The 15,560-nt window shown below is 65.7% G+C and carries 13 protein-coding genes; 3 read left to right on the top strand and 10 right to left on the bottom strand.

The features are described 5' to 3' along the window. Nucleotides 1–41: 41 nt before the first annotated feature. The gene (locus ACQR0W_RS04020) at nucleotides 42–767 is read right to left on the bottom strand and encodes a TetR/AcrR family transcriptional regulator (protein WP_316186730.1); all 726 of its coding nucleotides are present in this window, start codon (nucleotides 765–767) and stop codon (nucleotides 42–44) included. A 77-nt stretch (nucleotides 768–844) separates the two neighbouring features. Here ACQR0W_RS04020 and ACQR0W_RS04015 point away from each other — a divergent pair, with 77 nt between their 5' ends. Beyond that, nucleotides 845–1,774: a DMT family transporter gene (locus tag ACQR0W_RS04015; RefSeq protein WP_315750076.1), complete on the top strand. Its 930-nt coding sequence runs from the start codon at nucleotides 845–847 to the stop codon at nucleotides 1,772–1,774. A 57-nt stretch (nucleotides 1,775–1,831) separates the two neighbouring features. On the opposite strand, the gene ACQR0W_RS04010 is transcribed toward ACQR0W_RS04015, so the two are convergent. The 6 genes from ACQR0W_RS04010 to ACQR0W_RS03985 all read right to left on the bottom strand — a co-directional run bounded on the left by ACQR0W_RS04010 (nucleotide 1,832) and on the right by ACQR0W_RS03985 (nucleotide 11,214). Beyond that, the gene (locus ACQR0W_RS04010) at nucleotides 1,832–3,517 is read right to left on the bottom strand and encodes a methyl-accepting chemotaxis protein (RefSeq protein WP_316166523.1); all 1,686 of its coding nucleotides are present in this window, start codon (nucleotides 3,515–3,517) and stop codon (nucleotides 1,832–1,834) included. Nucleotides 3,518–3,634: 117 nt separating this feature from the next. Further along, a complete protein-coding gene (gene ftsH, locus ACQR0W_RS04005; RefSeq protein WP_315714130.1) occupies nucleotides 3,635–5,491 on the bottom strand; it encodes an ATP-dependent zinc metalloprotease FtsH in 1,857 nt (618 codons plus the stop codon). Between the two features lie 130 nt (nucleotides 5,492–5,621). After that, nucleotides 5,622–7,286, bottom strand: coding sequence for a mucoidy inhibitor MuiA family protein (locus ACQR0W_RS04000; RefSeq protein WP_316169627.1), 1,665 nt, complete (start codon nucleotides 7,284–7,286; stop codon nucleotides 5,622–5,624). 454 nt (nucleotides 7,287–7,740) lie between these two features. Continuing rightward, complete coding sequence (serA, locus tag ACQR0W_RS03995; protein ID WP_316169320.1) at nucleotides 7,741–9,330, bottom strand: phosphoglycerate dehydrogenase; 1,590 nt, start codon at nucleotides 9,328–9,330, stop codon at nucleotides 7,741–7,743. 275 nt (nucleotides 9,331–9,605) lie between these two features. Then, nucleotides 9,606–10,778, bottom strand: coding sequence for a phosphoserine transaminase (locus tag ACQR0W_RS03990; protein WP_315750074.1), 1,173 nt, complete (start codon nucleotides 10,776–10,778; stop codon nucleotides 9,606–9,608). A gap of 145 nt (nucleotides 10,779–10,923) precedes the next feature. Then, complete coding sequence (locus ACQR0W_RS03985) at nucleotides 10,924–11,214, bottom strand: hypothetical protein (RefSeq protein ID WP_315714383.1); 291 nt, start codon at nucleotides 11,212–11,214, stop codon at nucleotides 10,924–10,926. Between the two features lie 106 nt (nucleotides 11,215–11,320). Between ACQR0W_RS03985 and ACQR0W_RS03980 the strand changes: the two genes are divergently transcribed. Together ACQR0W_RS03980 and ACQR0W_RS03975 are read left to right on the top strand one after the other, a co-directional pair. Continuing rightward, entirely contained in the window at nucleotides 11,321–12,307 is a 987-nt protein-coding gene (locus ACQR0W_RS03980; RefSeq protein WP_316169321.1) for an aldo/keto reductase, read from the top strand. Then, the gene (locus tag ACQR0W_RS03975) at nucleotides 12,304–13,155 is read left to right on the top strand and encodes an amidohydrolase family protein (RefSeq protein WP_316169322.1); all 852 of its coding nucleotides are present in this window, start codon (nucleotides 12,304–12,306) and stop codon (nucleotides 13,153–13,155) included. The genes ACQR0W_RS03980 and ACQR0W_RS03975 overlap by 4 nt, the downstream gene beginning before the upstream one ends. Here the strand turns inward: ACQR0W_RS03975 and ACQR0W_RS03970 are convergent, their stop codons facing one another. From ACQR0W_RS03970 to ACQR0W_RS03960, 3 genes are all read right to left on the bottom strand, one after another. Further along, nucleotides 13,156–13,611: a GNAT family N-acetyltransferase gene (locus ACQR0W_RS03970; protein ID WP_316169323.1), complete on the bottom strand. Its 456-nt coding sequence runs from the start codon at nucleotides 13,609–13,611 to the stop codon at nucleotides 13,156–13,158. A gap of 28 nt (nucleotides 13,612–13,639) precedes the next feature. After that, nucleotides 13,640–14,467: an outer membrane protein gene (locus ACQR0W_RS03965; RefSeq protein ID WP_315750070.1), complete on the bottom strand. Its 828-nt coding sequence runs from the start codon at nucleotides 14,465–14,467 to the stop codon at nucleotides 13,640–13,642. Between the two features lie 188 nt (nucleotides 14,468–14,655). Continuing rightward, nucleotides 14,656–15,498, bottom strand: a complete 843-nt coding sequence (locus ACQR0W_RS03960) for an outer membrane protein (protein WP_315750069.1) — start codon at nucleotides 15,496–15,498, stop codon at nucleotides 14,656–14,658. Between the last annotated feature and the right edge of the window lie 62 nt (nucleotides 15,499–15,560).

Raw genomic sequence — 15,560 nt, 5'->3', positions numbered from 1 at the left:
TGAGACCCGCCCGGTACGGTTGGAGAGGCAGTCGCTTCAGGTCATCGCCGCGCCGTGAGTCCCGTCAGCAGCGTCTCGAATGCGGCCATCGCTTCGGATGACGAGAACGGCTCGCCCCACAATCGCTGCAGCACGAACCCCTGGAACATCGCGACGATCGTGCGGGCCATGCTGCGTGGATGAACGGAGCGGTCGATGACGCCGAGCCGCTGGCCCCGCTGCAGCAGCTCGGTGATCAAGACGGCCGGCTTGCGCACACCGTCCGTCACCTGCGCGCGGATGTCATCGTCCCGCAGCGCCTCGGCCCAGAGCTGCAGCGCGATGCGGCGGTGGCGCAGGCCCTCTTCCTTCTGCATGTCTGCCAACGAGGCGCGCGCAATGGCGCGCAACGCTTCCAACGGATCAGAAATCTCACGCGCCGTGGCCAACAGGGCGGCATCACGGGCATGGCGATGCTCGCCGATCGCCTGAATGAGCTCTTCCTTGCTGGCGAAATGGCCGTAGATGCAGCCCGCGCTCAAACCAGATTGCGCAATGACATCGGCGATCGTGGTCTGATGGAATCCCTGCCGGGCAAAGCAGGCCTCGGCGGCCTGCAGGATCTCGTCCCGGCGCGCGGCCATCGTCTCGGGCTTGAGTTTCGGCATGCGCAGCTCCTGCCGAGCGGTCGCAAGGTTGCGGCTGTCGGCTCGATGGCGTTCCCGTCTGCGATGAGCATACAAAACGAATATTCGTTTTGTAAAGGAGGCCCATTGGTGTTTCGACATGGCGGCCTTCCGCCCGGCGCTCTTGTCCCGCCCGCCATTTCGGGCACAAGCTCCGGTCAACAAGAGAAGCCGATTCCTTGCCCACCGCATCGCATCCGACCTCGCCGCTGGCCTGGCTCAACAACCAGCCCTATCTGCTTCTGACGCTGGCCTCGCTGTTCTGGGCCGGCAACATCGTGCTGGCGCGCTATGTCGCCGGGCACGTGCCGCCGCTGACCCTGTCCTGCATCCGCTGGATCGGAACTTTCCTGATGCTGTGGCCGTTCGCGCGGACGCATCTCGTACGCGACTGGCGTACCTTGCTGGCCAGCTGGCCGCTGCTGCTGGTGCTGGCGCTGACCGGCTTCGCCATCAACAATGCGCTGTCCTACTGGGCGATGCAGTACACCCAGGCGCTCAACGGGCTGCTGATCCAATCCTCGGCCCCCCTGTTCGTAGCGCTATGGTCGCTCGTGCTGTTCGGGGTCAGGCTGACGGCGGCGCAGTTCGCCGGCATCGCGATATCCTTGACCGGCGTGCTGGTCATTCTGCTGCGCGGAGACCTCGGCGCATTGGCCGCCATTCAGTTCAACCGCGGTGACTTGATGTTCGCCGGGGCGCTGCTGGTGTTCGGGATCTACTCGGCGGTCATGACGCGGCGGCCGGCCGTGCACCAGCTGTCGCTGATCTCGTGCTGCACGGCCTTGGGCGCCCTGCTGCTGCTGCCGCTGGCCGCGTGGGAATACGCGTCCGGCTTCGTGCTGCAGCTCGATCTGTTATCGCTCCTGACCCTCGGCTACGTCGTGGTGTTCGCCTCGACGCTCGCCTATCTGTTCTTCAATCGCGGCATCGGCCTGATCGGGCCGAACCGCGCCGCGCCGTTTCTGCATCTGGTGCCGCTGTTCGGCTCGGTGCTGGCGATCCTGCTGCTCGGCGAGGAGCTGAAGCCGTTTCATCTGATCGGCTACGCGCTGGTCATCGCCGGCGTGATCATCGCCTCCCGCACCGGCCGCACCAAGGTCGCGTGAGCGCCTGCAAGCTCACGCCGTGCTTTCAAGGCCAGGCCCGGTCCATCACCGCTGCGACTAGGCCGTGCGCACCTTCGCCATGAAGCCATCGACGGCCCGCTGCAGCAGGCTCGACTGGCTGTCGAGCTCACGTGCGCTCGACAGCACTTCGGCGGCAGCCATGCCTGTCGCTTCCGCCGCCTTGGTCACGCCGCCGATGTGCGCGCTGATCTCGTTCGAGCCGGCGGCGACCGACTGGATGTTGCGCGCGATCTCGCGCGTCGCGTCGCCCTGCTGGGCGATCGAGGTCGAGATCGAATTGGTGATCTCGCTCATCTGCGCAATGGTCTGGGTGATGCCGCTGATGGCGGTGACCGCATCCTGGGTCGAGGTCTGCATCGCCGCGACCTGCGCCGAAATCTCCTCGGTCGCCTTCGCCGTCTGGTTGGCGAGTGCCTTCACCTCCGAGGCGACGACGGCAAAGCCCTTGCCGGACTCGCCGGCGCGCGCGGCTTCGATGGTGGCGTTCAGCGCCAGCAGGTTGGTCTGCGCCGCGATCGAGTGGATCAGCTTGACGACCTCGCCGATCTTCTCGGCGCCGGTCGACAGCACCTGAACGGTGGCATTGGTGCGCTCCGCATCGCCCACGGCTTTGCTCGCAATCTCGCTGGAACGGGCGACCTGGCGCGAAATCTCATTGACCGAGCTCGACAGCTCTTCGGCCGCGGCCGCGACCGTGCCGACATTGTCATTGGCGCTCTGGGTGGCGGCGCTGACGGTCGAGGCGCGCGAGCTGGCATCGCTCGCGGTCGAGGTCATCGATTGCGCGGTGTGCTGCATGCCCTCGGCCGCCGACGCCACCGAGCGGACGATGCCGTTGACGCTGCGCTCGAAGTCGGCGGCCAAATTCTGCATGGCCGCGGTCCGTTCGGCGGCCGCACGCTGCTGGGTGGCGGCCTCGGCCTGCTCGAGCTCGCGCATCCGCAGCGCGTTGTCCTTGAAGATCTGGACAGTGGAGGCCATCCCGCCGATCTCGTCGCCGCGGCCGACACCGGGAATCTCGCCCTCGAGCCGGCCATCGGCGATCTCGCGCATGCGGACGCCGAGACGATCGAGCGGCACGCTGATGCTGCGGCTGATCAGCCAGGCGATCCCGCCGGCGACGACCGCGATGCCTGCGCAGGCCACCCAGATCAGCCACTTCAGCGGCTTCATCTTCGCGTCGAGATCGTCAACATAGACGCCGGTGCCCACGAACGTATTCCAACCGGGAATCATCACGGCATAGGAGATCTTGCGGGTCGGCTGCTCCTGGCCGGGGCGCAGGTATTCGTAGTGCAAGGTGACTTCGCCATCCTTGGCAACGCCGTCGCGCAGCTCGACGACGAGCTTACGGCCGTTGAGCTCGAAATCGATCACGTTCGAGCCGCGCTGCTTCGGATCCTGGGACAGCACCACATTGCCGTCCATCGTATAGGCGAACAGATAGCCCGTGCCCTTGTCGAAGGTCATCGTTCTCCCGCGATTGACGAACTCGTCGAGCGCGGCCTCCTTCGTCAATTTGCCGGCTTCGACATCCTTGATGAGGCCGAGGGCCATGTTACGCGCGGTCTCGACGATCGCCCGGCACTGTTCGATGCGGGCATTGACCATCTCCTTTTGCATCAGAGTGCCGGCAAACGTACCGGCCGCGGCAAGGCCCAGCATCGCCACGCCGACGACGATGGCGAGCTTGGGGGCAATCTTCAGGTTGTTCAGCAGCACGCAACGAACTCCGCCCGGTCCCCGATCGACGACCTCGATCTGTCAAGGTGAGCCGCTGGTTAACTGATCAGGCGATGGTTAGAGTTCGGTTGCGAACGCCCTCCGTAGAATCCCGGATCAGCTCGGGGCAACGGCATCCCGGACCGGGACCGCAGCGGAGGCCGGCCGCAACGGCGCGAACTCATCGGCGGTCAGCGTCTCCTTGGCAATCAGGAGCGCGACGCCGCGCTCGAGGTCCGGGCGATGGCTTTCGAGAATCGCCCTGGCACGGGCATCGCCGTCTGCAATCAGATCCCGGACGGCGAGGTCGATCTCGCGCCCGGTCTCCTCCGCGGCCGACACGATCTGATCCTGTGGCTGCAGGAACGACACCTGTGGACGCGGCGCGTAGGTGCGCTGCCCGACGGTCGCATCCATCCCGTATTTGGTGACCATCTCGATCGCGATCTCGGTCGCGCGCTGCAGATCGTCGGCGGCGCCGGTCGAGACATCGCCATCGAAGATCAACTGCTCGGAAGCCCGTCCGCCCATCAGCACGGCGATGCGGTTCTTCAACTCGCTGACCGCGAGCAGGAAGCGATCCTCGGTCGGGCGCTGCATCGTGTAGCCGAGCGCGCCGACGCCGCGCGGAATGATCGAGACCTTCTGCACCGGATCGACGCCGACGAGATTGGCCGCGACCAGCGCGTGACCCATCTCGTGATAGGCGACACGGCGGCGCTCGGCGGGACTGAGCACGCGGCTCTTCTTCTCGATGCCGGCGACGATGCGCTCGATCGCCATCGTGAAATCGTCGAACGTCACCTCGTGGCCCTTGCGGCGGGTCGCCGCGATCGCGGCCTCGTTGATCAGGTTGGCGAGGTCGGCGCCGGTGAAGCCGGTCGTCAGTGCCGCGACCTTGTCGAGATCGACGCTGTCGGCGACCGTGATCTTGCGGACATGCACCTTGAGGATTGCGAGCCGCCCGCCCCTGTCAGGGCGGTCGACCAGCACCTGGCGATCGAAGCGGCCGGCGCGCATGAGCGCGGGATCGAGGATCTCCGGCCGGTTTGTCGCGGCGAGCAGGATGACGCCGGAGCTTGGGTCGAAGCCGTCGAGCTCCGCCAGCAATTGATTGAGCGTCTGCTCCTTCTCGTCGTAGCCGCCAAACTGGCCGCCGACGCTTCGGCTGCGGCCAAGCGCGTCGAGCTCATCGATGAAGATGATGCAAGGCGCGGCCTTGCGGGCCTGCTCGAACAAATCGCGCACGCGGGCAGCGCCGACGCCGACGAACATCTCCACGAACTCGGATCCGGAGATCGAGAAGAACGCCACACCCGCTTCGCCCGCTACCGCGCGGGCGAGCAGGGTCTTGCCGGTGCCGGGCGGGCCAACCAGCAGGATGCCCTTGGGCACGTGTGCGCCGAGCCGGCCATAGCTCTTCGGATCCTTCAGGAACTGCACCACCTCCTGCAGCTCGAACTTGGCCTCGTCGACACCGGCGACATCGGCAAAGGTGACCTTGGTGTCGGTCTCGACATAGACCTTGGCGCGCGACTTGCCGATCGACATCAGACCGCCGAAGCCCTGGCGATCCATCACCTTGCGGCCGAGGAACACCCAGATGAGATAGAACATCAGCGCCGGCACGACCCAGGACAGCAGCGCCTGAATCAGCCCGCCCGAGGGCACACCAGTCACCGTCACGCCCTTTGCGGCAAGCTTCGCGGCCAGCGGCGGATCGACGCGCGCGGTGATGAACGACGTCTTGCCGTCGGACTGCTTGTCCTTGAACTTGCCCTGGATGGTGTCCTGGCTGACCGACACCTCGGAGATCTTGCCCTGCTCGATCAGCTGCTCGAACTGGCTATAGGGAATCGTCTCGACCGTGTTGTAGGTCGTCAGAAGCCATTGCAGCAGCAGCATGCCGACGCCGGCGAGGAAGATGTAGCCGACGGCGACGGCCTGCTTGCGGGTGTTCGGGTCGGATTCCATGTCGGCGCTCTCGGTCGAGATCGATCACGGCCGGACAGGACGTGATCGAACGGGGTCCCACTCGCGCATAACAGGGCCGGGACCGGGCGGCTTGTCATGGATCAAACGGCGCCGATCCCACGCCGGGCAATCAGCCCGACGGCTGCAACACGATCGACTTGTCCTTCGGCCAGCGCACACGCCAGGCGAAGGCGATATCCTTGGCCTCGCCGGGTCTGGCGTCGATCACCCATTCGACGACACCACGCCGGTCGCGGACGTTGGTCGAGGCCGGCGGCGTGGTCGCGGGAAGCATCTCAACCGTGATCTCCTCGTTCTCGCTGACCGGCAGTTGATCCTGGATCGCGACCTTGATCGGGAAATCATGCGCGTTGCGGACCGTGGTTTTGAAGGCGCGCTCGTCGATCTTCGCCGTCGTCACGATCAGACCGGCCGAACCTTCGTTCCGTTTGACGACACTGCGCTCGACTTTGACCTTGTCGTCGGCCCCGAAGCCGACATGAACGACCTCGTCCTTGCCGGCCGACGCCAATCTGCTGGTGCCGACGAACATGCCGTCGCGATAGATCGAGACCTTGCCCGGCAGCAGCGGCGCCTCCTCGCTCTGCGGGAAGCTCGCTTCGAGATAGGCGGTGGCATCGATGACGGGCGCCGAACGGATCGTCAGTTCGGGCGTGATCGTCGCGGTGGAAATCCGCAGGCTCTTCGCGCCATCATTGGCACCGACGCTGACGCGTCCGGGGAGGTGGAAGACGGTCTGAAAGGCGCTGATCTCCGCGACCGTCTGCTGCTCGACGGCCTTGTCCGCGACATCTCCGAACGTCGTCCCTCCGCCAAAGCGAAACTCCTGCCGGCTCTCCATGAGTCCTCGTGCCGCGCTGACGGCGGCCGGCTTCGGCGCGGGCTGTGGCGGCGGATATTGCGCGATGATCGTCCTGAGCTCGGGCGCGCTGCCGCCGCGTCCGGTCCGCACCGTCGAAACCGTGAGCGCGACCTCGGACCAGTCCTCCCCGGTGGCCTGCTGGATCTCGGCGCGTCGCACCAGTTCGAGAGCCGGTTTGCGGTCCTTCGCCGTCGTGTCGAGACGCGCGTCGTAGAGCGGCACCCAGCGGGCATTGCGCACCGCGTAGGTCACGCGCAAGGTCGCCTTGGTCGCTGCCGCAGCCGACAATTCGATCCGCACCTCCAGCTTGCTCGGGGGCTTCGTCGTGAGATTGTCCTGCAGGCGCGCGATCTCGCGATCGATCTCGCGCTGCTTGCGTTCGGCATCACGGATCGCCGCGTCGGCCTGTCCAACCTCGTCGGCGACGGCGGCGAACGCGGCACGCCATTCCGTGATCGGACGCGCCTCGCCCTTTTCGCCGAGCCCGGCCGGCGATGCCTCGGCAAAACGCTCGGCAAATTTCTTGCGCGCCAGGGCCGCGGCGATCGTGCCATCGAGATTGGCGCGCTCGTCCTTCAGCGCTTCGATGCGCTTGTCGATGTCGGGCAGGTTGACGGGCGGCGCCGCACGCGGTGGCTTGGCGTCGACGGTGCCGATCACGAGCTTGGCGCCGGCCTCGCCTTCCACACGAAGCGAGGACGCATCGAGTCCGAGCGGGAAGTCCTTGGCGATCGCCGTCGTGTCACCGGTGGGAAGGTCGAGCGAGATGACCCGGGTCACGGTCGCGCCGTCGGGATACACGGTGACGGCATCGACGGTGGACGTCGCGTCAAGGTTTGCCGCATGGCCCGGCGCTGCCGCCAGCGAGGCACCGAGAACGAGAGTTGTCGTAACCAGCCACGTCGTTCGCATTGCCATCGATCTCTCCGTATCCCAGCGCCCCTGAGAACCGGATGAGCCGGTCCCTTGCGGGGCGTTAGACGCCACGAGAGGTCCGCGGGTTCAAATCGTGCGACCGCAAAGCTTGCCGTTGAAATTCCGCCGAGCACAGACGAGCACAGAAAAGGGCAGCACGGCCACGGTGCCGGGCTGCCCTTTCCGGTCGGCCAATTTGGCCCAGCGCGTGAAGAGTTGAGGTCTGGTTGCGAGCCGCGAAGGATGTGCGCTCCCTCTCCCAGTTGCGGGGAGGGCTGGGGTGGGGGGTGCCTCCTCGATTGAGGCTGCCCGAGCGGAGGGAGACCCCACCCGGCGCTTCGCGCCGACCTCCCCCGCTCTGGCGAAGCGAAGCTTCGCTTGACGGGAGAGGTCAACCGAGCCAGCGGCGAAGTCGATTCAACCAAGAAGCACCGCGCGCTCTAGCGCGTCATCAGAACGCCAGCGCCTTGGCCTGCTTGACCTGCGGCAATGCCTGGATCTTGGCGAGCAGATCCGCCGGCACCGCACCGTCGACCTCGACCAGCGCGATCGCGTCGCTTCCCGGCGCGACACGGCCGAGATGGAAGGTCGCGATGTTGATCTTCGCGTCGCCGAGGAGGCTTGCGAACTTGCCGATGAAGCCCGGCTTATCCTCGTTGGTGACGTAGATCATCGACTTGCCGAACTCGGCGTCGACACGGATCCCCTTGATGTCGACGAGGCGCGGCTTGCCGTCGGCGTAGACCGTGCCCGACACCGCGCGCTCCTGATGCTCGGTGGTGACCGCGACCGTGATCAGGCTCTCATAGTCGCTCTCGCCGGCGCGCAGCACCTCGTCGACGATCATGCCGCGCTCCTTGGCGATCACCGGCGCCGACACGACGTTGACCTCGCCCAGCATCGGCCGCAGCAGCCCGGCCAGCACCGCCGAGGTCAGCGCCCGGGTCTTCATCTCGGCGACGTGGCCTTCATAGGTGATCTGGATCTTGGTGATGCTGCTTTCGGTGAGCTGGCCCGCGAACGAGCCGAGTTTCTCGGCGAGTGCGATGAACGGCTTCAGCTTGGGCGCTTCTTCCGCGGTGATCGACGGGAAGTTGATCGCGTTCGAGATCGCGCCGGTGAGCAGGTAGTCCGACATCTGCTCGGCGATCTGCAGCGCGACGTTCTCCTGCGCTTCCGTGGTCGAGGCGCCGAGATGCGGCGTGCAGATCACGTTGGCATGACCGAACAGCGGATTGCTGGTCGCCGGCTCCTCGGCGAACACGTCGAGGGCCGCGCCCGCGACATGCTTGCTGTTGAGGGCCTCGAGCAGCGCCTGCTCGTCGACCAGGCCGCCGCGCGCGCAATTGATGATGCGCACGCCCTGCTTCATCTTGGCGATCGCCGCGGCATCGATGATGTTGCGGGTCTTGTCGGTGAGCGGCGTATGCAACGTGATGAAGTCGGCGCGCTTCAGCAGCTCCTCGAGCTCGACCTTCTCGACGCCGAGATCGAGGGCGCGCTCCTCGGTGAGGAACGGATCGAAGCCGATCACCTTCATGCGCAGGCCCTGCGCACGGTCGCAGACGATCGAGCCGATATTGCCGCAGCCGATCACGCCCAGCGTCTTGCCGGTGATCTCGACGCCCATGAAGCGGTTCTTCTCCCACTTGCCGGCCTGGGTCGAGGCGTCCGCCTGCGGAATCTCGCGCGCCAGCGACAGCATCATCGTGATCGCGTGCTCGGCGGTCGTGATCGAATTGCCGAACGGCGTATTCATCACGATGATGCCCTTGGCGGTCGCCGCGGGGATTTCGACATTGTCGACCCCGATGCCGGCGCGGCCGATCACCTTGAGCCGCTTGGCACGCTCGATGATCTTGGCCGTGGCCTTGGTCGCGGAGCGGATCGCAAGGCCGTCATAGTCGCCGATGATGTCGGCGAGCTTGTCCTTGTCCTTGCCGAGATTGGGCTGGAAGTCGACCTCGATGCCGCGATCCTTGAAGATCTGCACGGCGGCCGGGGAAAGTGCGTCGGAAATGAGAACTTTGGGTTTGGACATGACGATGTTCCTTCACGCCTCTCGCGAGAGAGGGACAGCGCATCGGCGCCGGAATGGGTGGAAGCAATCGAATCGTAGGGTGGGCCAAGCGCAGCGTGCCCACCGTCTTTCGCGTCGGTTGACGTTGATGGTGGGCACGGCGCTTCGCGCCTTTGCCCACCCTACGCGTCTTGAATTTCGTCATTGCGAGGAGCGGAGCGACGAAGCAATCCAGACTTTCTTCGTGGCCCTGGATTGCTTCGCTGCGCTCGCAATGACGGCACGAAGAGCGTGCGTCACGCCGCCTTCGGCAGCGCGGCCTTGGCTTCGGCGAACGCCCAGTCGATCCACTGCGTCAGCAGCGCGACGTCGTTGGCTTCCACCGTCGCGCCGCACCAGATGCGCAGCCCCGCCGGTGCATCACGATAGTGCGCGAAGTCGAAGCCGGCGTTCTCCTTCTCGACCAGCGACACCAGCTTCTTGGCGAACTCCGCCTGGGCATCGGCCGACAGCGATGTGATCGCGGGATCGACGACCTTGAGGCACACCGAGGTGTTGGAGCGGATGGCGGGATCCTGGGCGAGAAAGTCGATCCACGGCGTCCGCGCCTTCCAGTCGGCGAGGACCTTGGTGTTGGCGTCGGCGCGGGCGATCAGCGCCTTGAGGCCGCCGATCGACTTGCCCCAGTTCAGCGCGTCCAGATAGTCCTCGACGCACAGCATCGAGGGCGTGTTGATGGTCTCGCCCTCGAAAATGCCGGCGTTGAGCTTGCCGCCCTTGGTGAGGCGGAAGATCTTCGGCAGCGGCCAGGCTGGCTTGTAGGTCTCGAGACGCGCCACCGCGCGCGGCGAGAGGATGAGCATGCCATGCGCGGCCTCGCCGCCGAGCGCCTTCTGCCAGGAGAACGTGACGACGTCGAGCTTCGGCCAATCGAGGGCTTGCGCGAATGCGGCCGAGGTGGCGTCGCAGATCGTCAGGCCTTCCCGGCTCGCGCTGATCCAGTCGGCATTCGGCACGCGCACGCCTGACGTGGTGCCGTTCCAGGTGAAGACGACGTCGCTGGCCGGATCGACCTTGGACAGATCCGGGATCTCGCCATAGCCGGCGTGCAGCTTGGTGACATCCTTGAGCTTGAGCTCCTTGACGATGTCACTGACCCAACCCTCACCGAAGGATTCCCAGGCGATCGTGGTGACAGGCCGCGCACCGAGCAGCGACCACAGCGCCATCTCGACCGCGCCGGTGTCGGACGCGGGCACGATGCCGATCTTGTAGTCGGCGGGCACTTCGAGGACGTCGCGCGTCAGCTCGATGGCCTGCTTGAGCTTCGCCTTGCCAATCTTCGCGCGATGCGAGCGGCCGAGGGGAGCGTCTTTGAGATTTTCGGAGGTCCATCCGGGGCGCTTGGCGCAGGGGCCGGAGGAGAAGTGCGGCACGGCAGGCCGCTGCGAGGGTTTCGCTGCAGTCATCGTCTATCCTTCCAGATAGTAAGCCTCCCGTTGGGGGGAGGTGTCCCGCCGGCGTGAATACGGTAAGGGTCGTTCCGCGTCAAGGAACTTCGCGCGCCTCCTGTCTGCGTTCACGCGGTCGTGCTGGCATGCAAGCGAATGCAATTCATTCCGGCGCGGCGCCGACCGGTGCCTGACCAGCCGGCGGACGATGCAGGAAGGTCATCGAGCCGTAGGCGCCGATCCAGGAGCCGACCGCCGCGAATGCGACGTAGATCCAGTTCTCCGTGTAGCTGATCACCGCGAATGACGACAGCATGTACCAGATCGAGCTCCAGGTCGCCGCTGACAACCGTCGCTTGGCAACGACCGCCGACGTGAACATGACGTAGACCGCGTCGGTGGCAGCCGTCGCCAGCACGACACCGAAGGCCGTCAGTGGATTGATCGCCGACATCGTCCTCTCCTCTTCGTTGTACTGCACCATGCGACGTCATTGTTTCGTCGAACGCATCCGTGCACAATGACGCGATCTGCACGCGCCGAACAACAAGGATAGAAGAATGGAACGCGTCCGTCTCGGGAGGAGCCCGCTCGACATCACCCGACTCGGCCTCGGGACGGCGCCGCTCGGCGGTCTTTTCGAGCCGGTCAGCGACGGCGATGCCGAAGCCACGATCGCCGCGGCGTGGGCGCGCGGCGTGCGCTTCTACGACACCGCGCCGCTCTACGGCTTCGGCCTCGCCGAGCAGAGGCTCGGTGCATTTCTGCGCCGGCAGCCGCGCGACAGCTATGTGATCTCGACCAAGGTCGGCCGGCTGCTGCGGCCGGACCCGACCGCCTCGGGCGAAGATCCGCACTACAAGGGCACGCCGCCGCTGCGGCCGCGGTTCGATTACTCCTATGACGGCGTAATGCGTTCGGTCGAGGAGAGCCTGGTCCGGCTCGGCCTCGATCGCATCGACATCCTGCTCGTGCATGATCCCGACGATCACTATGACGAGGCTGTGGCCGGCGCCTTTCGCGCGCTGCAGCGGCTGCGCGACGACGGCAGCATCCAGGCGATCGGCGCCGGCATGAACCAGTCGGAGATGCTGACGCGCTTTGCGCAGGCCGTTCCGGTCGACTGCTTTCTCCTGGCGGGCCGTTACACGCTGCTCGACCAGGGCGCGCTGACGACGCTCTTTCCAATCTGCCGCGAGAACAACATCGCCATCATTCTCGGCGGCATCTACAACAGCGGCATTCTCGCCAACCCTCACGGGCCGGCGAAGTTCAACTACGAAGATGCCGATGCCGCGCTGGTGGCGCGGGCGCGCCAGCTCGATGCGCTGTGCAGACAGCACGGCACCGAGCTCAAGGCTGCCGCGATCCAGTTCTGCCTGGCCCATCCCGCCGTGACCGTCGGCCTGCAGGGCGCCCGCAATGCGCAGGAGGCGGCCGACAACATCGCGATGGCGCAAGCTCCGATCCCCGCCGCGTTCTGGCGCGACCTGCGGGCCAGCAATCTCGTCGATGCCCGGGCGCCGCTGCCGGGAGACGCGCCATGAGCCGTGCCATCGATGCGCATCAGCACTTCTGGGATCCCGGTCGCGCCGACTATCCGTGGATGGCCGGCGACGCGCTGGCGCCGATCCGCCGTCCGTTCGGTCCCGCCGACCTTGCCCCGCTGCTGGCCGAGAACGCTCTCGACGCCAGCATCCTGGTGCAGACCCGCTCGTCGCTCGACGAGACCGAGGAGTTCCTGCGCATCGCCCATGCGACGCCATTCGTCGGCGGGGTCGTCGGCTGGGTCGACCTGACCGATCCGTCGGTAGGGTCGACGATCGACCGGCTGCGCGGCCTGCCCGGCGGCGACAGGCTGGTCGGCATCCGCCACCAGGTCCATGACGAGGCCGATCCGGCATGGATCTTTCGCGGCGACGTCAGGCGCGGCCTCGACAGCGTGTTCGCGCACGACTTGACGTACGATCTGCTGGTGCGCACGCGAGAGCTGCCAGCGGCGATTGCGACGGTGCGCGCCTTTCCAAGAGCGCGCTTCGTGCTGGACCACGCCGCCAAGCCGCCGATCGCAACCGGCTTCGATCAGGACTGGGCCGATCGCATCGCCGAGCTCGCGGCTTGCGGCAATGTCTGGTGCAAGGTGTCGGGGCTCGCCACGGAAGCCGTCTGGACCGACTGGGACGCGGAGCGGCTGCAGCCCTACGTGACACATGTGGCGCGCTGCTTCGGCGCCGACAGGCTGATCTTCGGCTCGGACTGGCCGGTCTGCCTGCTCGCCGGCAGCTACCGTGAAATCAAGCAGGCGCTCGAGCGCTGCCTGAGACAGCTCGGCTCGGACATCCGCGACAAGGCGTTCGGCCTGAACGCCGTCGCGGCCTACCGCCTGCCGCGCTGATCAGAACCGCATCACCATGCCGAAATGGCTCTTGGCGAAGCCGAGCCGCCCGTAGAAGCGTTGCGCGTCGGTGCGGCTTTGATGCGTCATCAGCTCGACCAGATTGCAGCGCTGCTTGCGCGCCTCGGCGATCGCCCATTGCAGCAGCTGCTCGCCGATGCCGCGGCTGCGACGGTCGGCGGCGACCCGAACATCCTCGACCAGCGCGCGCGACGCGCCTTCCGAGCTGAGCCCGGGCAGGATGCAGAGTTGCAGGCAGCCGACCACCCGGCCCGCCTCCTCGGCAACGATCAGGGTAATGTTCCCATCCCGCGCGATCGTCTCGAACGCGTCGTAGTAGGACTGCGGCAACGGCTGCTCGAGGCGCTCGCGCGCCCGGCCGAGATGATCGTCGGCGAGCATGGCGACAATGGCAGCGACGTCGTCGCGCTGCGCAGGACGGATGCTGACGGACATCGGCATACAGGACAGGCTTGCAATCAGCTCAGAACTTGTAGCCGAGGCCCGCGCGCACCGTATTGATGCTGGTGTCGACCGTCGAGGTGAAGCGAACGTATTCGTATTCGGCCCGCGCAAACAGGCCCCCGACCAGATTGACGTCGACGCCGAGACCGGCGCTGTAGCCGTAGATCAAGTGATTGTGCTGAAGGTTGTTGGCGCTGAGCGGCGCAAGCGGCGTGTAGGTGCCGAGAAATGTCGTGCTGACCCGGTCCTGAACCGTCACGGACTGGCCGATATCTGCGTTGCCGAGTGCAAGGCCGAAAAATGCGTAGGGCAGGAAGCAACCCATCGCATAGCCGGCACGACCGCGGATCGTCGCCATGTCGGTGATCGAGATCTGCGAGGACTGCGTCGACGTCACGGCGTGGAAGTTGCCGTCGGTCAGTGCGGCCGTGCTGACGAGCGTGCGGCTCGAAGAGGCCATGCCGCCGTATTTGCCGTGCAGATAGCTCGCCTCGACGCCGAGCACGACGTCGTCCCACTGACTGTTGTAGCCGACGAAGGCGCCGAAGCCCGATGCGCGCGAGGATTGCTTGCCGAGATTCGGGTTCCAGGACGATACCTGCATCTGGCTCTCGATCAGCGTGTTGGCCAACACCGCCGCCGTCATGTTCTTGGTCGAGCCGTTGAAATTCTCATCGGACGAGCCGTAGCCGCCCTGGACGCCCACATAGTAACCGTCCCAGTTGACCCGCGAATTGTTCAGGCCCTCGGTCAGGCCACCGCGCAGGATCGGAAGGTCGGACAAGTCCGCGGCCTGGGCCGCGGAGACCATGCCGCACACCGAAACCGCCACCACCAGGCTACGCATCGCAACGCTCCAATCAGCACTTGACTCTCTGTTCCGATCATCGCGCGTTAACCTTAATCATTCGTTGTCGCAGCGCTCTGCACGGAAATTCTTTCAGCGAAAGCGCGCGGTTCGCTCGATCAGAAACGCGAAACGGCGCGGGAGGCCCGCGCCGTTCGTTCGATTTGCAGTGAGGGCGAGCGCTCGATTCAGCCCTTGCGGATCAGCGCCGGCATCGGCGGCGGCGGAGGATTGTCGAAATTCCAGCGCACGCCGAGCTTCAGGTCGTGCGAGGTGATGTCCTTGAACTTGAAGACGTTGCCGGTGGTGTTGCCGACGTAGTCGGATAGTACACCGGTCTGCCCGTGACCGAGATCGACGTAGCTGTAGGCCAGCTCCAGCACCAGGTTCGGATTGACGTTGTAAGCCAGACCGGCATGGGCCGCCCATGCGAAATTCCATTTCGAGGAGGTCGGCGCCGTCGCGAAGCTCGTGGTCGTGAACGGCAGGTTGTTGATGCCCGTGTCGGTGAAATTCGAAATCGTCACCCGCGCACCACCGACACCCGCGCCGATGAACGGCGTCACGCACCACCAGGTGCCGAGATCGACATAGGCGTTGGCGAGCACCAGCCATTCGGACTTGCTGCCGCTGTAATTGTCGATGCCGCTGTAGGGCACGCCGCCCGCCGTTGCATTGAAGCGGTCGGTGGCCTTGAAGTTCGCATTGCCGCGATACTGGCCGGTGACGTCGGCGCGGAACCAGCTGTTGAAGCGATAGCCGACGCCAACGCCGTAGATGCCCGCGGTATCGAACGCCGAGGTCTGGTTGAAGGACGTCATCGGCGTGTAGGCGGATTCGCGCGAGTAATGGACGTCCTTGACCTTCTGATTGCTGAAACCGATGTCGCCGCGCAGATACCAGCCACCGAAATCGGCCGCCGGCGGCGGCGCGTAGACCGGAGGGGGCATGATGGGCATGTCGGCAGCGAAGACCGAAGTGGAAAACAGAGTGGCCGCTCCGGCGGCGATCAGAAACTTAACGCTACGCATTTTTTCGTCCCTTTGGCCGGTGAAGCAATCGGAGAATTGCTTCCACATCACGCTGATGCCAC

The organism is Bradyrhizobium sp. HKCCYLRH1034, from assembly GCF_051168375.1.
Lineage (GTDB): Bacteria > Pseudomonadota > Alphaproteobacteria > Rhizobiales > Xanthobacteraceae > Bradyrhizobium.
The sequence above is the reverse complement of the archived record's forward strand: the minus strand, read 5'-3'. Positions and strand labels throughout refer to the sequence as shown.